At 68.1% G+C, this 23,972-nt stretch carries 19 protein-coding genes; 6 read left to right on the forward strand and 13 right to left on the reverse strand.

The features are described 5' to 3' along the window. Positions 1 to 36: 36 nt before the first annotated feature. The 7 genes from CW348_RS14735 to CW348_RS14765 all read right to left on the reverse strand — a co-directional run bounded on the left by CW348_RS14735 (position 37) and on the right by CW348_RS14765 (position 9,817). Positions 37 to 2,529, reverse strand: a complete 2,493-nt coding sequence (locus tag CW348_RS14735; protein WP_278459355.1) for a glycoside hydrolase family 2 protein — start codon at positions 2,527 to 2,529, stop codon at positions 37 to 39. A 291-nt stretch (positions 2,530 to 2,820) separates the two neighbouring features. Beyond that, on the reverse strand, positions 2,821 to 3,753 hold the full coding sequence (locus tag CW348_RS14740; protein WP_011291361.1) for an ABC transporter ATP-binding protein: 933 nt from the start codon (positions 3,751 to 3,753) through the stop codon (positions 2,821 to 2,823). Between the two features lie 4 nt (positions 3,754 to 3,757). Continuing rightward, entirely contained in the window at positions 3,758 to 4,708 is a 951-nt protein-coding gene (locus CW348_RS14745; RefSeq protein ID WP_016188408.1) for an ABC transporter ATP-binding protein, read from the reverse strand. Between the two features lie 3 nt (positions 4,709 to 4,711). Continuing rightward, complete coding sequence (locus tag CW348_RS14750; protein ID WP_011291359.1) at positions 4,712 to 5,626, reverse strand: ABC transporter permease; 915 nt, start codon at positions 5,624 to 5,626, stop codon at positions 4,712 to 4,714. Then, positions 5,623 to 6,618, reverse strand: coding sequence for an ABC transporter permease (locus CW348_RS14755; protein WP_011291358.1), 996 nt, complete (start codon positions 6,616 to 6,618; stop codon positions 5,623 to 5,625). Before CW348_RS14755 ends, CW348_RS14750 begins: the two co-directional genes overlap by 4 nt. 115 nt (positions 6,619 to 6,733) lie before the next feature. Beyond that, entirely contained in the window at positions 6,734 to 8,452 is a 1,719-nt protein-coding gene (locus CW348_RS14760; RefSeq protein WP_011291357.1) for an ABC transporter substrate-binding protein, read from the reverse strand. A gap of 348 nt (positions 8,453 to 8,800) precedes the next feature. Continuing rightward, positions 8,801 to 9,817: a LacI family DNA-binding transcriptional regulator gene (locus tag CW348_RS14765; RefSeq protein WP_011291356.1), complete on the reverse strand. Its 1,017-nt coding sequence runs from the start codon at positions 9,815 to 9,817 to the stop codon at positions 8,801 to 8,803. 312 nt (positions 9,818 to 10,129) lie between these two features. Between CW348_RS14765 and CW348_RS14770 the strand changes: the two genes are divergently transcribed. Then, positions 10,130 to 10,531 (forward strand): VOC family protein, encoded by a 402-nt coding sequence (locus CW348_RS14770; RefSeq protein ID WP_016188407.1) that lies wholly within the window; start codon positions 10,130 to 10,132, stop codon positions 10,529 to 10,531. Positions 10,532 to 10,543: 12 nt separating this feature from the next. Here the strand turns inward: CW348_RS14770 and CW348_RS14775 are convergent, their stop codons facing one another. Then, on the reverse strand, positions 10,544 to 11,314 hold the full coding sequence (locus CW348_RS14775) for a DeoR/GlpR family DNA-binding transcription regulator (protein ID WP_038043447.1): 771 nt from the start codon (positions 11,312 to 11,314) through the stop codon (positions 10,544 to 10,546). A 397-nt stretch (positions 11,315 to 11,711) separates the two neighbouring features. Between CW348_RS14775 and CW348_RS14780 the strand changes: the two genes are divergently transcribed. Continuing rightward, positions 11,712 to 12,329, forward strand: a complete 618-nt coding sequence (locus CW348_RS14780) for a TetR family transcriptional regulator (RefSeq protein ID WP_104613029.1) — start codon at positions 11,712 to 11,714, stop codon at positions 12,327 to 12,329. Positions 12,330 to 12,359: 30 nt separating this feature from the next. Here the strand turns inward: CW348_RS14780 and CW348_RS14785 are convergent, their stop codons facing one another. Continuing rightward, positions 12,360 to 13,109 carry a PIG-L deacetylase family protein gene (locus tag CW348_RS14785; RefSeq protein WP_049754920.1) on the reverse strand — a complete coding sequence of 250 codons (750 nt, stop codon included), beginning with the start codon at positions 13,107 to 13,109 and terminating at the stop codon, positions 12,360 to 12,362. A 63-nt stretch (positions 13,110 to 13,172) separates the two neighbouring features. Between CW348_RS14785 and CW348_RS14790 the strand changes: the two genes are divergently transcribed. Both CW348_RS14790 and CW348_RS14795 read left to right on the forward strand, forming a co-directional pair. Continuing rightward, positions 13,173 to 13,844, forward strand: a complete 672-nt coding sequence (locus tag CW348_RS14790; protein WP_011291351.1) for an AAA family ATPase — start codon at positions 13,173 to 13,175, stop codon at positions 13,842 to 13,844. A gap of 71 nt (positions 13,845 to 13,915) precedes the next feature. Beyond that, positions 13,916 to 14,440, forward strand: a complete 525-nt coding sequence (locus CW348_RS14795) for a GNAT family N-acetyltransferase (RefSeq protein WP_016188402.1) — start codon at positions 13,916 to 13,918, stop codon at positions 14,438 to 14,440. Between the two features lie 246 nt (positions 14,441 to 14,686). On the opposite strand, the gene CW348_RS14800 is transcribed toward CW348_RS14795, so the two are convergent. Further along, positions 14,687 to 15,319: a 3'-5' exonuclease gene (locus CW348_RS14800; protein ID WP_011291349.1), complete on the reverse strand. Its 633-nt coding sequence runs from the start codon at positions 15,317 to 15,319 to the stop codon at positions 14,687 to 14,689. A 252-nt stretch (positions 15,320 to 15,571) separates the two neighbouring features. Between CW348_RS14800 and CW348_RS14805 the strand changes: the two genes are divergently transcribed. Continuing rightward, positions 15,572 to 16,972 carry a cellulase family glycosylhydrolase gene (locus CW348_RS14805; RefSeq protein WP_011291348.1) on the forward strand — a complete coding sequence of 467 codons (1,401 nt, stop codon included), beginning with the start codon at positions 15,572 to 15,574 and terminating at the stop codon, positions 16,970 to 16,972. Between the two features lie 111 nt (positions 16,973 to 17,083). Here the strand turns inward: CW348_RS14805 and CW348_RS14810 are convergent, their stop codons facing one another. After that, on the reverse strand, positions 17,084 to 18,445 hold the full coding sequence (locus CW348_RS14810; protein ID WP_011291347.1) for a cellulase family glycosylhydrolase: 1,362 nt from the start codon (positions 18,443 to 18,445) through the stop codon (positions 17,084 to 17,086). Positions 18,446 to 18,818: 373 nt separating this feature from the next. Between CW348_RS14810 and CW348_RS14815 the strand changes: the two genes are divergently transcribed. Further along, positions 18,819 to 20,852, forward strand: coding sequence for a serine protease (locus CW348_RS14815; RefSeq protein ID WP_104613028.1), 2,034 nt, complete (start codon positions 18,819 to 18,821; stop codon positions 20,850 to 20,852). 30 nt (positions 20,853 to 20,882) lie between these two features. Here CW348_RS14815 and CW348_RS14820 read toward each other — a convergent pair whose 3' ends face one another. After that, a complete protein-coding gene (locus CW348_RS14820) occupies positions 20,883 to 22,106 on the reverse strand; it encodes a glycosyltransferase (protein WP_011291345.1) in 1,224 nt (407 codons plus the stop codon). A 130-nt stretch (positions 22,107 to 22,236) separates the two neighbouring features. Beyond that, positions 22,237 to 23,277 carry a glycosyltransferase family 9 protein gene (locus CW348_RS14825; RefSeq protein ID WP_016188399.1) on the reverse strand — a complete coding sequence of 347 codons (1,041 nt, stop codon included), beginning with the start codon at positions 23,275 to 23,277 and terminating at the stop codon, positions 22,237 to 22,239. Positions 23,278 to 23,972: the final 695 nt, after the last annotated feature.

Below are 23,972 nucleotides of genomic sequence, written 5' to 3' on the forward strand. Positions count from 1 at the left end.
CTTTCTCACCCCATCCGGAACCGGAGTCTGGGCTGGTCAGACCGGGATGCTGTCCTGCGCGGCGCGCAGCGCGTCGTTGACGGTGCGCAGCACGGGCGGCTGGACCACCTGGGCAGGGTCGAGGTGGGCACCGCCGCGCACCGTGAACGTGTGCGACTCTCCCGGCAGGAGGGTGACCAGCATGTCATCCGCCTCGGCCCCCGGATCGAGGCGGTCCGCGAACAGGGAGAGGTCGCGCAGCAGGCTCCGCGCCGTCACGGTCACGCACAGGTCCGCGCCACGCGGCACGACACGGGTGTCGTACTCCGGCGCCGGATAGGCGATCTCGCGGTCCTCAGCGAAGAACCAGTACGCTCGGCGTGCCCCCGTGTCCGCGGTAATCAATTCCCGGGTCGCATCCCCGGGGCGCGCCACCTCGGCGGGCAGCGGCACCCGGACGGCGCCGCGGGCAGGCACAGTGAACGGGGCATCGGCCGCGGCCAGCACCGTGCCGTCCAAGGCCCGCCGGGCCAGGTGCGCGGTCCCGGTCCACTCCCGGTTGCTGTCGTTGGCCACGACGAGGACCAGGCCGTCGCCGTCAGGCTGCACCGTGGCCAGCCGCTCGGCGTAGACCGCCCGCAGGGCGTACCACAGCGGTTTGCGCCGGCCTTCGCCGTCCACAGCCGACCACGACGTCACCGGCCAGCAGTCGTTGAGCTGCCAGACCACGCTCCCCGTGCACCGGGGCCACTGGGCGCGGAAGTGCTCGATGCCCAGAGTAATCGCGCGCGCCTGGTTGACCTGGGTCAGATAGTGCCAGTCGTCGAAGTCGGCAGGGTTGCCGAAGTGCGGGGCCAGGCCGCGGGCGAGCTTGCCGTTGCCGTCGACCGCCTTCTGGTGGTGCAGCATGCCCGGCGAATCCGGTCGCAGCTCCTCTCCGGGCAGGGCGGAGCGCAGCGTGGCGTAGGTGGGCGGGGCCTGGAACCCGAACTCGGCCACGAACCGGGGCCGGTAGTTGCGGTAGGCGGTGTAGTCCACCTCGTTCCACACGTCCCAGATGTGGATGGAGGCGTACCGCGGGTCGTTGGGGTGGATGTCCGGCACCCCGGAGTACGGGCTGCCCGGCCAGTAGGGGCGCGTAGGGTCGACCTCGGCGACGATCCGCGGCAGCAGCTCCAGGTAGTAGCCTTCGCCCCAGCTCCGGCCCGCCAGCTCCTCCTTCCAGCCCCAGTCCCAGTAGCCCCAGATGTTCTCGTTGTTGCCGTTCCACAGCACCAGGCTGGGGTAGGGGGCGAGCCGGGCCACCACTTCGCGGGCCTCGGCCTCGACCTCTTCAGTGATCGGCGGCTCCTCGGGGTAGGCGGCGCAGGCGAACAGGAAGTCCTGCCAGACGAGGATGCCGCGCTCGTCGCACAGCTCGTAGAAGTCCTCGCTCTCGTAGCGGCCGCCGCCCCACACCCGCAGCAGGTTCATGTTGGCCGCGACCGCCTGGTCGATCCGCGCGGCGTAGCGGTCGCGCCCCACCCGGCTCACAAAACAGTCGTCGGGAATCCAGTTGGCGCCCTTGACGAGGACGGGCACCCCGTTGACGACGATGGTGAACCGGCGGCCGTCCTCGTCGACACCGGTGTCGAGCTCGACCGTGCGGAACCCGATCCGGCGCTGCCAGGTGTCCAGTTCCTCCCCGTGAGCGGCCAGATCGACGCGCAGGTCGTAGAGCGGCTGGTCACCGTAGCCGCGGGGCCACCAGAGGTCGGGGTCGGGGACGGTGACCTCCAGTTCGGTACGGCACACCCCGGCGGGGACGGCGATTGACTGCTCCCGGTCGGCGATCCGGACGCGCACGACCAGCTCGGTGTCCTCCCCGTGCTCGCTCCGCTCCACCTCCACCCGCACCAGGACGCGGCCCTCCAGGCTGCCGTCGTGGGTGCGGGCCACGGTGATCAGGGGGACGACCTGGGCTAGGCGGGCCGTGTGCCACGCGTGCACGTGGATCGACCGCCAGATCCCCGAGGTGACGAGGGTGGGGCCCCAGTCCCAGCCGAAGTTGCAGGCCATCTTGCGGATGAACTGGAACGGCTCGGGGTAGGCGTTGGGCCGGTCCCCGAGCTTGTCGCGGAGCGCCGTGGCGTAGCTGTAGGGGGAGGCGAACTCGACCCTCAGTTCGTTAGTGCCGTCTCGGAGCGCCCGGCGCAGGTCGAAACGGTAGGAGCGGTGCATATTGCGGCTCTGGCCGACTTCCGTACCGTTGAGGAACACCGTGGCCACGGTGTCCAGTCCGGCGCATTCCAGGTCGATCCGTTCTGCCTCAGCCAGTGCGGTGGCGTCGAAGGTGGTCGTGTAGCTCCACTGGGTGCGGCCGATCCAGCCGAGCTCGGTCTCGTTGCGACCTTGGTAAGGGTCGGGAATGAGGTTCGCCGCCATGAGGTCGGTGTGCACGCATCCCGGCACGGTCGCCGGTATCCCCGCAGGGCCGATCTCCACTGGAACCTCGGCGGGATCGTCCGCACGGAGGACCCAGTTCTCGCGCAGTTCGATGCGCACTGCCATGGCGTCTCCACAGGTGAAGCGGTGTTGCACTTCAAGGGTGCGACCCGGGCGCCTGGAGGAGGGAGGGGGCGTAACCCGGTGCCGGGTCGCACCCGACTCTTACGACGGTCGTCGGTGTTCCGCCGCGTTCCCCATGAGACTAGTAAACCGGTTCAGTGTCAAGAGGCTGAGAGGAAAATTAAGCGGTTCAGTAAATTGCCAATAAAAGCCGTTCTCCCGTTTTCAGGCACGCCGAAGAGCCGGTCAGCGACTCTCAGCCAGCCGCTGGCCGGCTCGACGGCGAACTAGGGACTACACCGCGGCCCGACGGTGGAAAGGCTGCACGTAGTGCCCCTCGGAGACCTGCACCAGCTCGCTGGGGACCTCCTGGCCCTCCTCAAGGTGGTAGGGATGCGTGGAGGTATCGGCGGCCTCCTTGGCACGGAGCTCGGCCTCGACCTCCTCCCACTTCTTGTGGAACTGCGGCACCGAGGCGAACAGCTTCTTCGTGTAGGGGTGGCGCGGATCGCTGAACACCTTCTCGGTGACCCCGCGCTCCACGATCTCACCCTTGTAGAGGATGACCGTCTGGTCGCTGATGTAGTTGCCCAGCGCCAAGTCGTGGGTGACGAACAGGATGCCCATCCCCCGCGCCTTCAGGTCGGCCAACAGGTTGAGCACGTCGATCCGCGTCGAAGCGTCCAACATGCTGATCACCTCGTCGGCCACCAGATAGTCGATGTCCAGCAGCAGCGCCCGGGCGAGGAGCATGCGCTGCAACTGGCCGCCGCTGAGCTGGTGCGGGTACTTGCCCAACACCTGGTTCGGGTCGAGCCGCACCACCTTCAGCGCCTCGGCCACCCTGTCCTGCCACTCGCTCTGGGAGACCTCCGGGTAGTACTCCTCACGGATCATCGAGAAGACCCGGTCGGCCTTGAAAATCGGGTTGTAGCTGCTGAAAGGGTCCTGGAAGACGCCCTGCACCTTGCGGTAGTAGTCCTTCAGCGCCCGGTGCCCGCGCAGCGTGGACACGTCGATGCCGTCGCAGGTGATCTTCCCCTTGCTCACCGACGCGATCCGCAGCGCCATCTTGCCGAGAGTGCTCTTGCCGCTGCCGCTCTCACCGATCAGGGACACTACCTCGCCGGGACGCACCTCGAAGCTGGCGTCCCGGACTGCAGTGAACTCTCCCCCGCCGAAGGCGCCCACCTTGTAGACCTTGGTGACCCGGTCGAATTTCAGCATCTGATCACTCGGCCTTCCAACAGGCGACGTGGTGGTCGCTTTCCACTTCCACGAACGGCGGCTGCTCCAGACACTGCTTGTCGGCCAGCGGGCAGCGATCCCGGAAGCGACACCCCTGCGGGGGATTGAGGAGACCGGGCGGGCTCCCCGGAATACCGCTCAACCGCTTGTCCTCGTACTTGACGCCCACCTCGGGAAGCGAGTCCAGCAGCATCTTGGTGTAAGGATGCTTGGGCATCTCGATGATGGTCTTGGCGGACGCCTTCTCCGCAAGCCGTCCGCCGTACATCACCATGATGGTGTCCGCGATCTGGTACACCAGCGAGATGTCGTGCGTCACGACGATCATGCTCTTGACGAACTCGCGGTCGCGGAACTCCACCAGGGTTTCAGCGACAGCCCGCTGGGTGGAGACGTCCAGCGCCGACGTCACCTCGTCGGCGATCAGCAGCGACGGGTTGAGCAGCGTCGAGATCACCATGACCGTGCGCTGCTTCATCCCACCCGACAGCTCCAGCGGGTAGCGGTCCAGCACGTCCCGCTCCAGCTCCACCAGCTCCAGACGGCGGTGCAGCTCGTCGCGGACGTCCCGGAACCGCACCCCCCGCGACTCCAGCAGCTCGGCGATCATCTTGCCGATCTTGCGGGTCGGGTTCATCGCGCTCATCGCGTACTGCGGGATGATCGAGACCCGCTTGTAGCGGAACTCGTCCATGGCCCGGTCATCCCAGATCGGCATCTCGTCGCCGTCGAGGGTGACGCTGCCGCCGATGTAGCGCATCCGCCCGTCCAGCCGGATCAGGCTCTTGCTGAGTGTGGACTTGCCGCTGCCTGACTCTCCCGCCAGTCCCATGATCTCGCCGTCGGCGACAGTGAACGTGGGACCGTCGAGAGCGCGGACGTCACCACGCAAGGTGCGATAGTAGACCCGCAGGTCCGAGACTTCGAGGGTCACCTGCTACATCTCCCTCAGCTTGGGGTTGAAGACCTCGTCCAGCCCCACGTTCATGACGTACATCGAGCCGACAATCGCGGTGATGCCCAGGCCCGGAGGCACGAACCACCACCACACGCCCAACTGCAGGGCGCCCCACTTGACGGCCTGGTGCATGATCAGCCCCAGCGACATGCCGTCGTTCGGGCCCAGTCCCACGAAGTCCAGTCCTGCGGCGGCCAGCACAGCGCCGCCGAAGAGCAGGATGAACGTCATGAACAGGTAGGAACTCATGTTCGGCGCGATGTCGCGGACGATGATCTTCCATGGCCGGACACCGCTCAGGCGGGCCAGGTCGACGAAGTCGCGCGAGCTCAGCGACAGCGCCTGGGAGCGGACCGCACGCGCAGCCCACGGCCAGGAGGTCATGCCGATGAAGAAGGACTGCGTCACCACGCCATAGGAGTCCACGTAGGCGGCGATGATGAACAGCACCGCCAGGGTGGGCAGGACCAGGACGACGTTGGTCAGCATGTTGAGGACCTCGTCGATCCAGCCGCCCTTGTATCCGGCGACGAAGCCGATCGTCATGCCGATGACGGCTGCGATCCCGCCGCCGAGGAAGCCGACGAGGAACGTCGAGCGGATGCCGTAGACGAACTGGGTGAAGAGGTCCTGGCCGAACTGCGTCGTCCCGAACCAGTGCTCTGCCGACGGCGGCAGCAGCGGAGGCGCGTACCGCTCGCCGGGGGTGTGCTCCAAGAACGGCGGGACGACCAGGCCCACCAGCAGGAACAGGAGCACAATCGACAGGCCGACGACCAGCTTGGGATTGCGCAGTGCGAAGTAGAGGGCTTCCAGCCGGGGCGCCTTCGGTGTGGCGACCGCCGGCTCTTCCGGAGCCGTGGTCGGGTCGGGCAGCGGCTGCGCGGCTGTCATTTGGCTCCTCCCTGCATCTGGACGCGGACACGCGGGTCGACCAGGGCGTAGACGATGTCGATGATGAAGTTAGCGATCAGTACGCCGATGACGATGAACAGGAAGGTTCCCTGCAGCAGGAAGAAGTCCTGGTTCTGGATCGCCTGCAGGATCAGGTAGCCCAGGCCCTGGTAGGAGAAGACGATTTCGGTGAGCAGCGCGCCCGCGACCACCGTGCCCAACTGCACGGCCAGGCCGGTGAGCTGGGGCAGCATGGCGTTACGGAAAGCGTACTTGCGGATCAAGCGACGCGGCGCGCCCAGCGCCTGCAGGTAGTTGGAGTACTCGGACTCCAGCTCGTAGATGATCATGTTCCGCATGCCGATGGCCCAGCCGCCCAGGGCGACCAGGAACAGCGACAGGAACGGCAGGAACCAGTGCTCCAGCAGGCTGGAGATGAACGTCCAAGTGAACGCAGGCTGGAGGGAGAGGCCGTACGATCCTGCGGCGGGGAACAGGCCCGCGACGATGCCGAGGCTCCAGGCCAGCAGGAGCGCCAGCCACATGTAGGGAGTAGCGGTGAGGATGTAGCCGATGGGCAGGATCGTGTTGTCCAGCCACTTGCTCCGCGCGGCGTAGGCGCCGAACCAGTTGCCGACGAGCCAGCTCAGGATAATCGAGGGCAGCAGGAGTCCCAGACTGTATGGGACCGCTCCCAAAATCAGGTCAATAACAGGCGTGGGGAAGTTCCAGATGCTAATCCCCAGGTCGCCCTGGAACAGCGAGACCCAGAAGTTGAGGTACTGCTGCCAGAGCGGCAGGTCCAGGCCGAACATCTTGTTGAAGTACCCGTACAACGCTTCCGCTGCGCCAGCGTCGTTGAGCGAAGCACGGGCGAGCCGGCTCTTGATGGGGTCACCGGGCATCAGCCGCGGGATCATCCAGTTGATGGTGACTGCTGCAAAGAAGGTCAGCGCGTAGACAAAAATCTTGCGGCCGAAGTATTTACGCAACGGGCCCTCCTGGGCTCGGTGGCCATACGGGGCCCCGTCTCGCCGCTCCACTCCCCGGGAGCGGGCGGCGGGACGGGGGCTAATCACCGGAAGACCACTTCTCGAAACTCGCTGCCTACTCTTCCTCCGAGGCGGGCTCCAGTTCGGTCAGCATCAGGATGCTGCCGAGCTGGAAGTAGCCGCGCCAGGTCGAGGGCAGGTAGTTGTTGTCGGACTCGCTGGAGGGCCAGTTGGTCCACACCGAGTTGTTGTACTGCGCCCACAGGCCGTTGTACCAGAGCGGGATGACCGGCATCTCCTCGAGCTGGATCTTCTGGATCTTGCCCGCCACCTCGCGGATCTTCTCGGTGTCCTCAACCGGGATGCCGTCGAGTTCACCCACCAGCTCCCAGGCCTCTTCGTTCTCGTAGCGGCCGAAGTTGACCGTAGTCTGCTGGTCCTGGACCGGGAGGCGGAAGATGTAGTCGTAGTAGGTCCACGGCGTGTTGCTGATCTGGCGCTCGTTGTTGATCACCAGGTCGAACTCGCCGCTGTTGCGCTGGTCCACCAGGGCGTTGAACTCGGGGAAGTCAGTGGTGACCTTGATACCGACTTCGCTCGCGCTCTCGCTGATGACCCGGGCGGCCTCCATCCAGTCGGTCCAGCCGCTGGGAACGATGAGGGTCAGATCGATCGGCTCACCGTCAGGGGTCTCGACGAAGCCGTCGTTGTCGGTGTCCTCGTAGCCGGCTTCCTCAAGGATCTTCTTGGCGACCTTCGGGTCACGCGGGGTGGCGTGCTTCTCGACCACCTCGGTGTCGATGTAGTCGTCCCAGACAGGGAGCAGACCGGTGGGGTCGGCCTCGGTGACCAGGCCGCCGTAGACGTTGTTGACGATCTCGTCCATGTCGATGGAGGCCGAGAGCGCCTTGCGGAACTCAGGGTCGTCCATCGGCTTCTTGGTGGTGTTGGGCACCAGCCACGCGGTGTTGGCCGCGAGCATGTAGGGCTCTTCAGGGAAGTAGGTCTGGACCTGGTAGCCGCCCTGGACGAGCTGCGCGATACCGGGCAGGAAGTTGTTGTTGATGTCGATGTTGCCCTGGAGCACCTGGCTCAGCGCGGCCTCGTTGCTGGTGTTGACCACGTCGACGATGTACGTGGGCTTGACCTCGTGGCCGAGCGCCTCAGTGGCCCACCAGTCCTCGTTCTTCTTCCAGACCTGGCGGTCCTGGTCGTGGGTCTCGTAGAGGTACGGGCCGGTGCCGACGGGGTCCTCGTTGGCGCCGGTGAGGATCTCCTCCTCGGAGCGCTCCGACCAGATGTGTTCGGGCACAATGGCGTTGAAGTACAGCCAGTTGGCCCACTGCGCGTAGTTGGCCTTGGAGAAGGTGAACTTGACCGTGTAGTCGTCGACGGCCTCAGCGCTCTCGAGCCACTCCCACAGCGAGTGGTAGGAGGAGCCCTCGTACTTGCCGATCTCGACGGTGAAGACCACGTCGTCGGCGGTGAAGTCTTCGCCGTCGCTCCACTTGACGCCCTGGCGGAGCTTCAGCTCGTAGGTCTTGTCGTCGACCCACTCGCCGCTCTCCGCAAGCCAGGGGATGTATTCTCCAGTCTGCGGCTCGTAGAGGAACAGGGTCTCGTAGACCAGACCCACCGTTCCGGTGGCGTAGTTACCCGTGTCGAGCGGGTTCCACGTGCTCGGCGGCCCCCACTGGGTACCACCGGTGTAGAGGGTCTCCGCACGGGGGTAGTCCCCTGTCGCTCCACCGTCGCCCTCTGTGTCACCCCCGCAGGATGTGGCCAGCAAGCTGACCAGTGCGAGGGGGATCAGAAACCTGTAGCGGTTTCGCATCGTTCTTCTTCTCTCCTCCATCTGTTACCGACGCGTGGCCCGGCAACAGTTGTTTGGGAGCGTTCCCAAACGAAGGCCCCCCGTAGCCTTTCGTCTGGTCACGCGGGTTTTTGCCAGCAGATGCGGCTGTTGCTCTCCCCTCCCGCCCGTTCCGCCACACAGATCACAGACGGGAGTGAACGAAAGAACATCAATAAACCGGTTTAGCGTCAAGACTGTGTTATGAAAACTAAACCGGTTTACGCGGGACGTGCTGTTTGCACAGCAAACCCGCCCACCGCACCGTACACACCTGACTGGATTACAACGAACTTACTTCACCTTGGTCAAGCGGAGGTCAAGAAGTGATCAGAATGCAGCGGGGCCCGTACTTGCCCGCGGGATGAGCCGGCTCGGCGGAGTCTGCCGGGAACGGGGAGTACGCCCTTCAATCACTTCCATCAGCAAAGACGCGGCAATTCTCCCGTGCTGGGTGACCTCGCGCCCCACCGCAGTCAGCGCAGGGCGGATGACCTGGCAGATCCGGGAATCGTCCCAGGCCACGATCGACAGCCGCTCCGGAACAGGGACCCCCATCTCCTGCGCCGCGCCCAACGCCGCCACTGCCATCAAATCGTTGTCAAAAACAAGTGCGCTCGGCGGGTTCTCCGCAGAAAGCAACTCGCGAGTAATATCCGCGGCGCGGGATTCCACATAGTCCGCGTGAACGATCTCTGCCCGAGTCAACCCCACTTCGCGCGCCACTTTGGCGAATGCCTGCGACCGAACTTCGGTGTGCACGAACTCCGCCGGACCCGCCACCCGGACAATCCTCCGGTGGCCCAAATCGGCCAAATACCGGATCACTTCCCCCATGGCTTCCGCGTCGTCCGTCCACGCGCACGGCAGGCCCTGGGTGTGCTCGGGACCGCCGACCACGACCGCGGGCAGCCCCAGCTCCTTCACAAACGGCAGTCGAGGGTCGTCACGGCGCAAATCCACCAGCAGCACCCCGTCGACCCGGCGCTCCGCATGCCAGCGCTGGTACGTGGCCGTCTCCACGTCCCGGTCCTCGGCAGAGCGCATCAACAAAGAGAACGGGCTGCCGTCGAGTTCGAGCTGGATCCCCCCGATCAACTGCATGAAGAACGGCTCGGCGGCCAGCGTCTTGGCCGGACGGTCCACCACCATGCCGATCGCCCAGGCCCGACCGTCCGACAGGGAACGCGCCGCACTGCTCGGCGCCCAGCCCAACTGCTCGGCGATGTCCAGGATGCGGCGCCGCGTGGCGTCCGAGACTCCAGGCCGACCATTCAGCGCGTAGGAGACCGCTCCTTTGGAAACGCCTGCGGCCTTGGCGATATCCACGATCGTCGGACGCCTCATCCTGTCTCCCCGCGCTGGCTCAATGAACCGGTTCACTAAAGGTGAGGTTAGCAACGGCCCTAGGTCTCTACCGTCACCGGAGGAGTGTTCCCCCGCGTCCGGGACCTCCTGCCGTCCCCATGCCTCTGGCCAGGCAGGAGCAGCCGCCCCTGGTGTTCAGAAACGTTCCGGTAGCACAGGTGCGGCACATTTTCCACCATTGCCCCTGGTCCTGTTCCGTTTCCCCGAAGCAGAGGCGTACCCTGGACGCTTGTGTCTACCCTGTTCTCCACGCTTGCGCGGCGACCACTCCACCGCCGTAAAGGGGTGCCCGTGTCGAGTCTGGCGGGAATCGCGCACATCACCCTGTCCGTGCGCAACCGCGACACCAGCGTCGAGTTCTACCGCGACGTCCTCGGATTCCACGAATACAAGACCGAGGACGGCCCGCACTGGCGACGCACCTTCTGCCGCCACCCCAACGGCCTGGTGCTCTGCCTCACCCAGCACACCGACCACTTCAACGCCCGTTTCGACCCCCGGCACGCCGGGATGGACCACCTCGCCTTCGCCGTCTCCTCCCCCGACGACCTCGAAGAGTGGGAGAAGCGGCTGGACGCGCTCGAAGTGGAGCACACCCCGATCCTCCACGGCGACCACGGGCCGCTGCTGATGTTCGAAGACCCCGACGGCATCCAGTTGGAGCTGTGCTGCCCGGACCCGCCCGCGGGCTAACCCGCAGGCGGCTCAGTTCAACGGGACGAGCTGCAGGCGGATATCCCGCTCCCGCATCTGCTGCACCGCGTTGGCGGGCAGGCGGTCGTCCGTGATGATGAGGTCGAACTCTTCCAGCCGGGCGACCGTGAACGTACCGAACTTGCCGTACTTGGTGCTGTCCACCGTCAGCACACTCTTGGACGCCACCCGCAGCAGCTCCTGCTTGGCCACCACCTTGGCCTCCGACGGCGTCGTGGAACCGCGTTCCACATCCCACGAGCTGCTCGCGATGAACGCGATATCCACGTTGACCCGGCGGAGGAACTCGGCGGTGAACTGGCCGACCGAGGAATGGTCCGCGTGCGACACCACACCCCCGGTGTGGATCAGTTCAATATTGGGGTACTCCATCAGGTGGCCGACCACGTTGAAGTCGTTGGTCACCACGGTCAGCCCTGCCTTGTCGGTCAGCAGCGGCACCATCTGGAGCGTGGTCGTCCCCGCATCCAAGAAGATCGTGAAATTCTCCCGGACGAGCTCGGCGGCGGCTCGGGCGATGGCGCGTTTGGCCGGGACCTCGAGCTGGGCCTTGGCCAGATAGGAGGGTTCGCTCTTCAGACGTGCGGCCAGGCGGACGCCCCCAGTCACGGAGAGGACCTTGCCCTCGTTCTCCAGCGCCTGGATATCCCTGCGCACCGTCATGTGGGAGACGGACAGCATCGACGTGAGCTCACTGATGCTGAGGACGTTGCGTTCCTGCAGCAGTTTGAGGATGTGTTCGCGACGCTGATCGGGGATCATCTTCTGGCCTCGTTCGATTCTGTTCGGTGCGGGGGTGCACTGTGGGACGCGCATATCTTTCTTAGCAGTTCTCTCTTCCGGCAACGCCCCTCCCTCCCGCCCAGTTCCCCCGGCCACACCGGAGGCGTCCGCTGAGGAAGGGGCAGGAAAGCAGGACATTGGGTCGGGAGTGAAAAGCCTCCCCGGGGGATATCCCACCGATTCGCCGGTCGCTCCCGGGCGGAAGGGGTGAGGAGGAACACCCTTGCTCCGGGGGAGAGGAAAACTCACGTCTTCCTCACACGGGCGGCGCTATCCTCTCCTCAGTTTGCACCCGAACTCCCCTCCCCACAGGAGGTTCCCCCGCACAACACTGGCCCACGCAGCCCGCTCCTGCGCCGGGCCCGGGTGAGCGATCATGACGACCACTGATCTCGCCGCACCGGACGCACCGTTCGTTCTCCACGTCCTCGACACCGCCGTCCAGCTCTTCTCCCGCCACGGCACTACCGGGGTCAGCTTGGACGCCGTCGCCGCCGCAGCCGGCGTCGACCCGGACGACCTCCGCCGGGTCTTCCCCACGCGGCTCGACCTGGTCTACCGGCTCGTCGTGGACCGGGTCCGCCTGCTCACCGCAGCCGAGCCCGCCAACACGGCCCCCGCATCCCCGGTAGAGCAGATGCGCCGCCTCGTCCGCCGCCACATCGAGCACAGTTGCCGCTACCGGGTCGAACTGACCCTGCGCAGGTCCCTGCTGCGCACCCTGCGGGCGGTCTCCCCGCCCCGCTACCGGGAGCTCTCCCTGCTACTGCGTGCCTACCACGACCGGATCGCCCGCATCATCGACCAGGGCCGGACCGACGGCGTGTTCACCCCTGCAGACGGCTCCGGGGAGCCCGTGACCGCGACAACCGTCCTCGACACCCTGGATTCCACCCTGAACTGGTACGACCCCTCCAGCATGACCCCCCAGCAGCTCGGGGACGTCTACGAGGACCTCGTCCTCCACCACCTGCTGGGCGTCGCCCGCCGCTGAACCGGACTGCCGCCCGCGCCGCACCGCGGGCTACCGGAAGACCAGCTCGGCATCCCGGATGAAGTGCGCCACCTTCTCCGTGGTCAGGGTCATCCCGTCAGCTGCGACCCGGCTCGTGCCGCCCCACACGTTCAGGCAGGCAATCGCGTCGACTTTGAGCCGCCGGATCTCCTCGGACAAGACGATGCGGTTCATCCGCTCCCACGGCACCCGGGGATCTTCGGGGTGCGCCCAATGCCACAACCAGACCGGGCAGCCCAGGACCGGGATGTCCAAGGCAGCGGCGGCCTGCCGGGCGGCCCGGGCCACCGGCTCGGTGGCGGGATTCCGGTCCCCCTCCCACGGGGCCAGGCACAGGTCGAAGCCCGCACACAGCCGGGTCAGCGTCTCCGCCTGCGGTTCGCCCCCGCCACCGCCGTGACCGTCGGAGTCCCGCAACTGGACGATCTCGACCCCGTCAGCGCCCAGCATCTGCAAGGCATGCCGCACCTCGCCCCACCACTCCCACGGGGTGCCGCGTTTTCCCGAGTCTGCCACGTCCCCCGTGCTGGCAGAGACCATCCGGACGCGGGCCCCGGAAGCAGCCAGCATGGAAATCGTCCCCCCGACCGACAGGACCGCATCCCCGGGGTGCGCGGCGATGACGACCGCGCTCGTGATCCCCGCCAGGTGCACCGCGGGAAACTCCCGCAGGGCGGGCCATCCCCGCCAGGACGCCTCAGAGGTTCCCGGCCGGTCCATGGAATGTCGGCGGCGTTCCGCCCACCGTGCGGCGCGCATATGTGCCTCCTCTTCAGCGGCGGTCCCGTGTGGGGTGGACACTTTCCCAGAACCCCGCGCCGCATGCGCGGGACCCGCGGGGAAGGACGGCCTGCGGCACGCCACACTGGACGGGTGAGCCGATCACCGTCCCTGCAGTGCCCGGCCCCCGTGTGGGTCGTGGCGGGAGCCCCTGGCGCAGGAAAGTCCACCGTGGCGGACCTGCTGCTGCGCCACCTCTTCCCGGTCCCCGCCCTGCTCGACAAAGACACGCTGTACAGCGGCTGTGTGGCCGCGCTGCTCAGCGCGCACGGCCGCCCCCACGGGGAGCGCGAAGGCCCCTGGTACGACGCGCACATCAAACCGCACGAGTACGGGGGGATGACCGCGGCGGCGCGGCAGATCCGCGCCGCGGGCTGCCCCGTCCTGTTGGACGCCCCGTTCACCCAGCAGATCCGCGACCTGTCCCGGTGGCGCGCCTGGGTAGCGGAACTGGGCGGAGCACCCGTGCACGTGGTGTGGGTGCGCAGCGACGCGGAGACCCTGCGCGAACGCCTCATCGCCCGCGGCCGGGCCCAGGATGCGGGAAAGCTCGCGGACTTCGCCGCGTTCACCGCACGGGTCCGCCCCACCGAGCCGCCCGCAGCGCCTCACGTGGCCGTCGACAACCGCCGGGGCGCCCCCGCGCTCGACCGGCAGGTGCAGGCCCTCGTCCACGAGCGCTGGCCAGAGTTCGCCCGGGACAAAGGCCCATAGCCCTGTCAAATCTGAGAAAACCTTATGTGACAGGTATGGACCAATCGGGTATATCGCTGCCTATGAGTTCCATGACACCACCCCTGCGCACTGAGCGTCTCCTGATCAGAGACTGGAGCCTCGACGATGTCGAGGCCGCCTACAAGATCTACGGCTCCTCTGAAGTAGCGCGGTGGATCAGCACGGGAGCGGTCGACGACGTCTCCGCGATGCGCTCGGTCCTGGAAGCATGGGTCGAGGCGCAGCCGAACCTGGTACCTCCGGCTGGGCGGTGGGCGGTGGTACGCACAGAAGACGGGGAGGTCATCGGGGGCCTCTCCTTGCGGCTGATGCCCCCGTTCGAGGAAGACTTCGAGCTCAACTGGCAGTTGCGCCCCGACGTGTGGGGGCAGGGCTACGCCACGGAGGCGAGCCGAGCCCTGATCCGGTGGGCGTTCAAGCAAGGACTGGAAGAAGTGTTTGCGGTCGCCCGGGCGGAGAACAAGCGCGCCATCGCCACGGCACGCCGTATCGGTATGGAGTGGGTCGGCGAAACCGACAAGTACTACGACGGACGCCGGCTCCAGGTGTTCCGCTGCCGCCCGTCCGACCTGTAGCCCGCGGCAACCGTGCGGCGGGGTGTGGTCTGCAGGCCGCTTGACCAGCAAGTGGACACGCGTCGATGAGATCCCCGAAGCCACCGTGTCAGTTCGGCGGACGGTGGGACGTTTTCCGGAGGTACTGAGCGCACAGGAGCACGGTCCGTCGTTGTCCGGAGTACCGCTGTCCGCCACGGCACTCTTCCCCCGGCCGGGTGCGGCGGCAGTGGGGTGGGCATGGTCTCGGTCCCTGGCCTTCGCCGGTTATTCGCTGAATCCGGCCTCGGACCACAGCGGTTGCGGGGCGCAGTGCTGCGGTGCCGGACGCGCGGGGGTGCGCCGCAGCGGACGGCGGAGCCGCTGGCACAGTTCGACCAGGGTGGCGGCCCCGTGGTGCCGGAGTGCGGCGAGCACGACGTGGGCGGCGGCTTCCGCGTCGGCGTCCGCGGTGTGGTGGCGGCGCAGGTCGTAGCCGATCGTGCGGCAGACCGTGGGCAGCCGGTGGTTCCGCAGGGCGGGCCACGTCCGCCGGGCGATGTCCAAGGAGCACGCGTAGTGGAGCGAGGGCTCGGGGAGGCCGGCGTGCGCGCAGGCAGCGCGGATCACGCCCATGTCGAACACTGCGTTGTGCGCGACGAACGGGCTGCCCGCGGCGAATTCCAGGATGGTCGTGTGGACCTGCGGCCAAGCGGGGGCGTCGGCGACGTGCTCGGGGGTGATCCCGTGGACCGCGATGTTGTCCTGCTCGAAGTGGTCGACGGGGGCCGGGGGACGGACCAGGGTGGTGTAGCGGTCGACGATCCGCCCGTCGGTGACTCGCACGAGTCCCACCGCGCACACGCTGCCCTGGTTGCGGTTGGCGGTCTCGAAGTCGATAGCGGTCCAGGTGTCGTGCATCGCCGGTCGTCCTCCCTTGGGCCGCACTGGCCAGGCGTCGGGGTTCCTCCCATGCTCCCGGAACTTCACCTCATCCAGCACCCCTCCTTCTTTGAGTGACCTAGATCACTTATTGCTCTTGACTTTGTGCTACGGTCTCACTACATAACGAGAACGGCGCATTCCTCCTTCCCCGATTCTGTCGCGGAATGCGCATCCCTATATGGGAGCGCTCCCATAGCGCTCTTCCTCCCCTCTCCCCTTGGAGGAACCATGGCGAAATCCCCCGCCGCCCGGAAGGGCGGCCCTCCGGTCGCTGTCGCGGTGACCGCGGCCCTCGCCCTGCTGATCGCGCTCCTCTCCCCCGGAGTCGCGCAGGCCGCCGGTCTCACCGCCACAGTCACCAAAGAATCCTCGTGGGACAACGGCTACTCCGCGTCCGTCACCGTCCGCAACGACACCTCGAGCACCGTCTCCCAGTGGGAGGTCGTCCTCACCCTGCCCGGCGGCACTACAGTGGCCCAGGTGTGGAACGCCCAGCACACCAGCAGCGGCAACTCCCACACCTTCACCGGGGTTTCCTGGAACAGCACCATCCCGCCCGGAGGCACCGCCTCCTTCGGCTTCATCGCTTCCGGCAGCGGCGAACCCACCCACTGCACCATCAACGGCGCCCCCTGCGACGAAGGCTCCGAGCCGGGCGGCCCCGGCGGTCCCGGAACCCCCTCCCCCGACCCCGGCACGCAGCCCGGCACCGGCACCCCGGTCGAGCGGTACGGCAAAGTCCAGGTCTGCGGCACCCAGCTCTGCGACGAGCACGGCAACCCGGTCCAACTGCGCGGCATGAGCACCCACGGCATCCAGTGGTTCGACCACTGCCTGACCGACAGCTCGCTGGACGCCCTGGCCTACGACTGGAAGGCCGACATCATCCGCCTGTCCATGTACATCCAGGAAGACGGCTACGAGACCAACCCGCGCGGCTTCACCGACCGGATGCACCAGCTCATCGACATGGCCACGGCGCGCGGCCTGTACGTGATCGTGGACTGGCACATCCTCACCCCGGGCGATCCCCACTACAACCTGGACCGGGCCAAGACCTTCTTCGCGGAAATCGCCCAGCGCCACGCCAGCAAGACCAACGTGCTCTACGAGATCGCCAACGAACCCAACGGAGTGAGCTGGGCCTCCATCAAGAGCTACGCCGAAGAGGTCATCCCGGTGATCCGCCAGCGCGACCCCGACTCGGTGATCATCGTGGGCACCCGCGGCTGGTCGTCGCTCGGTGTCTCCGAAGGCTCCGGCCCCGCCGAGATCGCGGCCAACCCGGTCAACGCCTCCAACATCATGTACGCCTTCCACTTCTACGCGGCCTCGCACCGCGACAACTACCTCAACGCGCTGCGTGAGGCCTCCGAGCTGTTCCCGGTCTTCGTCACCGAGTTCGGCACCGAGACCTACACCGGTGACGGCGCCAACGACTTCCAGATGGCCGACCGCTACATCGACCTGATGGCGGAACGGAAGATCGGGTGGACCAAGTGGAACTACTCGGACGACTTCCGTTCCGGCGCGGTCTTCCAGCCGGGCACCTGCGCGTCCGGCGGCCCGTGGAGCGGTTCGTCGCTGAAGGCGTCCGGACAGTGGGTGCGGAGCAAGCTCCAGTCCTGATGTGCAGCGCGGTGGCTGCGCGCCCCTGAGCACAGCAAGCGGCCCGCGAGGCTCAGCCCCGCGGGCCGCTTCTCTCCGTGGTTCCTCCCCCGTGGGGATGAGCGGAGAGGATCAGCGAGCGGTGCAGCTCAGCGTCAGCGAGCTAGGCGCGTCGCCCGAGCCGATGAAGCCGAACGTGGCGGACTGTCCCGCACCCAGCTGGCCGTTGTAGGACAGGTTGCTGGCCGTCACCGTGCTCGTGCCGCTGAAGCTGGCGTTCCAGCCGTGGGCCACGCTCTGGCCGCCGGGGAAGGTCCAGCTCACCTGCCACGAGGAGATCGCGGAGTCGCCCGCGGTGACCGTCACCTCGCCCTGGAAGCCGCCGCCCCAGCTGCCGATGGTGGCGTAGGTGGCGGTGCAGTCGCCCTCCGCGGGAGGCGGAGTCGGAGTCGGCTCCTCGGTCGGCTCTTCCGTCGGCTCCTCGGTCGGGCCCGGCTGGGAGCCGCCGAAGATCGTGGCCTCCTTGGCCGTGCTCGCAATACCGTTAGGGCCGTAGAAGATCCGCTCGCCCCACGGGCTCAGGTTGTCGCCGTCGAAGTTGTACACCATGTCGAGGTACTCGACCCCGCCGCCGTTGCCGCTCCACGACCAGCCGATGTAGCCCAGCTTGAGCCGCTCGGCCTCGGCCATGATCGTGTCCTCGTCGGGGTTGCCGTCGGAGTGGTCGTGGCCGAACTCGCCGATGATGAGCGGCAGGCCCGCGTTGACGAAGTGCTCCAGGTAGCTGGTGATCGTGGACGCCTGGGAGTAGACGCCGTACATGTGGATCGAGAAGACGGTGTTGCCGGTGGGGTCGCTGGCGTACACCTGGTCGGCGTTGTTCCGCATGGTGTTCGTCCAGTCCTGGCCCCAGTTGGGGGCGTCCACCACGAGGGTGTGCTCGAATCCGGCGGCGCGCAGCCGCTGGATGGCGGCGGAGGTGTCCGACGCCCAGCGGGCGACGGTCGCGGAGTCGTTGCCGTAGGGCTCGTTGCCGATGTTGATGAGGACATAGTCCTCCTCGCCCTGGAGCACGCTCTTCAGCTCGATCCAGTAGTCGACGGCCTGGTCGAGCGTGGAGGCCCCGCTCTGCTCACCGTAGCCGGTGGTGTCGTGCACCTCCAGCATGCAGATAAGGCGGTTCTGCTTGCACAGGGAGATGACGTTGGCGACGTCAGAAGGACCGTTCTTGCTCCACCGGACACCGTTGCTCAGCACCACCCGGACGGTGTTGGCGCCGTGCGACTTGATGTCGGCGAACGCCTGGGTGTGCTGGGGGTACCAGTTGTGGGGGTGGCTGACGCCACGGATGATGAACTCCTGGCCGTTGGCCTCATACAGGCGGCCGTTCTTGACGTGGAGCCCGGTGGCCGCGTTCGCCGGCTGCGTGAGGGCAAAGACGGACGCCAGCAGCGCAAGGACGGTTGCTGCGGCGACCGCGAGACGTTTTCTCATGGTCTTCCTCATCCAGGACTCTGCCGGTAGGCAGGGATGTACACGAGTGGATTACGCAGCCCCGCTTGCTTTTCCCTCCTGAGGCGCCGACGCCACAATAGCCCTAGTGGTCCAGTTCACACAACCGGTTCAGCCGTTTTCTGGTGAACCGGTTTTCTATTCCGATAGATTGCCACAAACCATCTCTTATCATCTTTTTTCGCCATTTCTCTCTTCCCCCGCTGTGAGCTGCGAAAACACCAAAACTTCCGCGGATGACACCCGGGAAACCGACAGTTTTCTCCGTTTCCCAGCATTTCTCCGGTCAGCAAGCGACCATGGAGAACAGGGAGGCCGGCGGATCACCCGCCGGAGGAGGAGAGGAAGGAATCGGATGGACGTTCCTTACCGGATCACCGTGGAACGGCGGTGGCAGGAACAGCGCGCCGCACAGCGGTTCACGGACACTGCCCGGAACCGGGCCCGGCTCCAGCAGCTCCAACAGCGCACCGGCATCCTCATCCACGACACCTTCGACCAGATCAAAGCGCGGGCAGAACGCCTCGCCGCACTCCACCGCGCCCCCGCACCCCCCGCCACCGCCGCCGACCCCGCGCAACGGCACCGGATCTACCAGCGCATCATCGGGGACGCCAACCAGTTGCAGTCCGTCGCCTTTCTCTACCGCGGGGCGCGCGCCGCGGCCTCAATCGCCCGGCTCATCCTGCTCCACCACGGCAGGGAACTCCCCTACGGCACCGGATTCCTCGTCGCCCCCGAACTCCTCCTCACCAACCACCACGTACTCACCGCCCCCGAGACCGCAGAACAGGTCGTCGCCGAATTCGCCGCCGAAGTCGACGCAGACCTGCAGCCCCGCGTCCCCGTGCGCTACCGCCTCGACCCGGACACGCTCTTCCTCGCCGACCGGGAACTCGACTTCGCGCTCGTCCGCGTCCACCCCGGCCCCGACGGCAGCCCACCCGGCGACGTCTTCGGCTGGAACCCGCTGTTGCGCACCCAAGGAAAAGTCGTGGCCGGAGAACCGGTCAACCTCATCGGCCACCCCCGCGGACGCCTCAAAGAAATCGCGGTCCGCGACAGCCGACTCCTCCAGCAGACCGACGACTTCCTCCAGTACTCCGCGGACACCGAACCCGGCAGCTCCGGGTCGCCCGTCTTCAACGACCAGTGGGAAGTCGTGGCGCTCCACCACTCCGCTGTGCCGCGGCGCGACGCCCGCGGACAGCGGCTGCGCATCGACGGCACCCCGCTGCGGCCCGGCGACCCCGACTCGGTCGCCGCCTGGCTCGGCAACGAAGGCACCCGGGTCAGCTCCATCCTGGACTTCCTCGCCACGCTCGACCTGCCCCCGGCCCAGCGCGAACTGCTCGCCACCCTCGGCCCCGCATCCGGTCTCGCCGGGGGGACCGCAGCCAGCGCGGGACCGTACTGGGAACGCCACCGCTCCTCCCGGCCCACCGGAACCGGGCTGCGCGGCAGCAGCGCCCCCGACGACATCCACCTCGTCTTCCTCCACGGCCGCGGTCTGGCCGGAGAAGACCCCGCACGGCTACGCGCCACGTGGACAGCCGCACTCAACTCAGGGCTGCTCGCCGCCCGACTGCCCACCATCTCCCCCGAAACAGTGTGGTTCCCCTACTACGGGGACCTGCTCGCCGAACTCACCGTGGACGCGGCAGACACCGAAGCCACCACCACCGCGGAAACACTCGCCCCCGTCCTCGACGAGCCCCGCGCGATCTACACCTCGCTCCTGGAACAGGCCGCGCTCCGCTCCGGGATGCCCGCCGAACTCGTCCACGGGAACACCGACCATGAAGGCGGCTCCGCGCTCGGCCTGCTCTCCCCGCTCACCAGCCGCCTGCAGCGGCAGTTGAGCTGGGTGGCAGCCCGCAGCGGCCTCGACGAAACCCTCATCGCCCTCTTCCTGCGGGACGTCGCCGCCTACCTGGGCGACCAGGACGTGAAAACCGCGATCCTCGACCAGGTCGCCGCCGCCCTCCCGCAGAGCGGGCAGGCCGTCATCGTCAGCCACAGCCTCGGCACCGTCGTAGCGGTCGACCTGCTCAGCCGGGCCCGCCCCGACATCACCGTGCCGCTGCTCGTCACCATGGGCAGCCCGCTCGGACTCGACGCTGTCTACACCCGGGTCCTCCTCCAGCCGCCGCGCCGCCCCGACCGGGTCACGGCATGGCTCAACGCGTGGACCCCGGCGGACGCCATCACCATCGGCTGCCCGCTGACCCCCGTGTGGGGGCCGGGGCTCGTGGAAGTCGTCACCGCCAACTCGCGGCGGCGCCCCCACGACGTCGAGGAATACCTGCGCCACCCCCAGGTGGCCGCCCCCGTCGCCGAAGCCCTCCACCCGGACGGAGTACCCGCCCCGCCGGGACTGGCCGCATAACCGGGGGACACGGTCCCGCAGGGCAGGCGGCTACGGCAGCGCCTCGGTGGCAAGGCACGGGCTGCGGCCCGCGGCGTCCAATGCCGCCGCACAGCACGCGTCGACCTCGCGGGCCACGGTCTCCCACGAAAACCGGGCCGCGGCCCGGTCCGCCCCGGCGATCCCGTAGCTTTCCGCGGCCACCACATCGTGCAGCAGCGACCGCAACCGGACCCCGAGCGCGCGCGGATCCCGGGGCGGCACGAGCACCCCCGTGATCTCGTGCACCACCGTGTCGCGGTGGCTCCCCGCATCCGAAGCGACCACGGGAATGCCGCAGGCCATCGCCTCCACAGTGCTCATCCCGCACGGTTCGTCCCACGGCACGTTGACGACCACGTCGGCGGAGCGCAGCAGGGCCGGGACCTCCCCGTGCGGGACACGGCCCAGGAAGCACACCCGATCCGCCACACCGAGGCGCCGGGCGAGCCGGTGCAGGCGTACCGCCTCGGGATCGGTGCGCACCGCGGACGCCTCTGGCCCCCCAACAACCACCAGTTCAGCGTCGGGCACGGCGGGCAGGGCCCGGATCGCTGTCTCCACCCCTTTCCGGGGCCGCAACTGGCCCAGGGTGAGGATCCGCGGCCGCTCCCCGCGGGGCGCCCGCGGCCCCTCCGGGGTGAAACGCGCCACGTCAACCCCGCACGGCACCACTCTGATTCGGGCAGCAGCCACCCCCCACGAGCGGAGCTCCCGCTGCTCCGCCGTCGACGTGGCGATGAGCAGCGTGGCCTGCGCGGCCACCGACCGTTCCAGCGCGATCCGCCCGGCTGCCAGCGGATCCGCAGCTCCCCGGAACCGGCGGTAGGCGGTGCCGAGACCGTGGAAAGTCTGCACCACCGCGGTACCGCTGCCGCGGGCCGCCTCCACCGCCGCCATACCGCTCGTCCACCCGTAGGCGTGGACCACCTCAGGCAGCTCGCGAGCCCACGCCGCCCGCAACTCCTGCGCGAACTCGGGCAGGTGCGGCAGCAGGTCCTCGTCGCTGAGCGCGACAGCGGGCCCCGCCGCCAAGGGCCGGACCCGCACCCCCGGTCCCAGCACCACGTCCCCGGACATCCCTTCTGCAGTGCGGCGGGTGTAGACGACCACCTCGTGCCCGAGCCGGGCCAGTGCTGCGGAGAGTTCCGCGATGTAGACGTGCGGTCCGCCCACGTCTGCCCCGCCGAGCACAGCCAGCGGGCTAGCGGACGCGGAGACCATGGCGATCCTCACCGTGTCACCTCCTGGAACAGCCGGTTCCCGTCGGCGTGGAACCGGGTGAGTCCTGGGTTGCGCGGAACGTGCTGCGGTGCCGCGCACGCACCGCGGCGTCTGCGCGCCGGGACGCGGGCCCCGGCCGGGGTCATCGCGCCCCCACGAACTCGTGGACGGCCTGCACCACCTCGTCGGCGGTCACCGAATTCAGGCAGGGGTGGCCGGGAACCGGGCAGGCGCGGGCCCGGCTCCCCGCGCAGCGGGCGTTCTGGTCGCCGAGCAGCCGCAGCCGGGTGCCGTAGGGCGCCCACGCCGAGGCGGGAACGACCGGGGCGAACAGGGACACCACCGGGGTCTGCACGGCAGCGGCCAAGTGGGCGGGGGCGGTGTTGCCGACCACGAGCACCGCGGCACGGTCCACCACGTCGGCGAGCTCCGGCAGGCTGGTGCGCCCCGCCAGGTCAAGCGCCCCCGCTTCCGCGACGGCCGCGGCCTCCGCCTTGTCTTCGGCCGCACCGGTCACCACCACGCGGATCCCCTCAGCGGCCAGTTTCGCGGTGGCTTCCACGGCAAGCCGTACCGGCAGCCGCCGGGCAGGCGCCGACCCGCCCACGTGCACGGCCACATAGCCGTCCGGTCCGGTCAAGTCCGTCGTGTCCGGGAGCGGGCGGCGCACAGCGAGCCGACCCGAGTCACTGGCCCGCAGCCGGTAGCCGGCGGCTTCCACGAGCGACAGCAGACGCTCCGCTTCCGGCATCCCCTCGGGAACCTGGTGGTGCAGGTCGAGCAGGTTCCCCGGATCGTCCATGCTGATCGCGCCGATCCACGGCACCCCGGTCAGCCGGAGCAGCAGGGCCAGCGGCAGCGGGGACTGGTGGGCGGAGGTGAAGACCAGTGCAGCATCCGGACGGACCTCGCCGAGCGCGGCGCAGAACCCGAGCAGCTCCGGCCAGTACTCGCCGGGTTCCCTGTCCCTGGTCCACGGCGCACGCCACTCGATCACCCTGTCCACGCCGGGCAGCATCCGGGCTGCGGCGCTGCCCCGCGGATCCGTCAGCATGACCACCCGCTGCGCGCTCCCCGCCACCGCTCTGACCGCGGGACCGGACAGGAGCACTTCGCCGCTGCTGTCCAGACACGCGACCAGCACCGTGGGACGGCGCTGGGTCGGTTCGAACGCCGCTGCCACGCTGTGCGGCAGGAAGGCAGGGCACGGTGGACGGGTGTGCCCGCGTGCCTGCGGCGGGGTCCGCCGCCGATCCGGCGGCGCGGACGGAGGGCGGGCCCGGGTCACCGTCAACGAATTCTCTGGCCGCCGCTGGATGCCAGCAGGGCGGTGCGGGTACGAGGTCAACCACGTGGCGGACACCAGACTTGTCCCTCCGCTCTTCCGGGATAGGTGCGTGGCGAACGGCAGCCGCACGGCGTCGGCCAGGGCGGCCGCGGTCGGCGGTGCGGCGTCGAGTCCCGACGTCGGCCAGGGGACCGGGTCCAAGGGCGGGCGGGGGTGTCCCGCCGTGGGCACGACCACCGAATGCGTCGGCTCCGGCATCTCCACCCTCCCGGTCAGCACGCGCGCAGCTTCCTCCAGGACGGCTCCGCCCCCGCGTGGGGTGATCCGGCGGTGCGGGCCCGCCGTCGCCGCGGGACAGGGCTGGACGCCCGGGACGCGGGGTGCGGTGCGGCTGCGGCGCGGGGCCCGCGGCGGCACTGTGCTGCCGGGGTGCCCGGCCCGGCTGTGGTGCCGCTGGCATGCGCGGCGGCCGAGCTGTGACGAACAGCAGCAACACCGATCAACCGCATCAGGTCGTCCCCTCCCGCCTCGGAGCAGGCCATTGACTACCAAGAGAAACGCTTCTTAAACACTACGTCGTCAACCCTGGC

The organism is Thermobifida sp. (assembly GCF_017577275.1).
Lineage (GTDB): Bacteria > Actinomycetota > Actinomycetes > Streptosporangiales > Streptosporangiaceae > Thermobifida > Thermobifida fusca.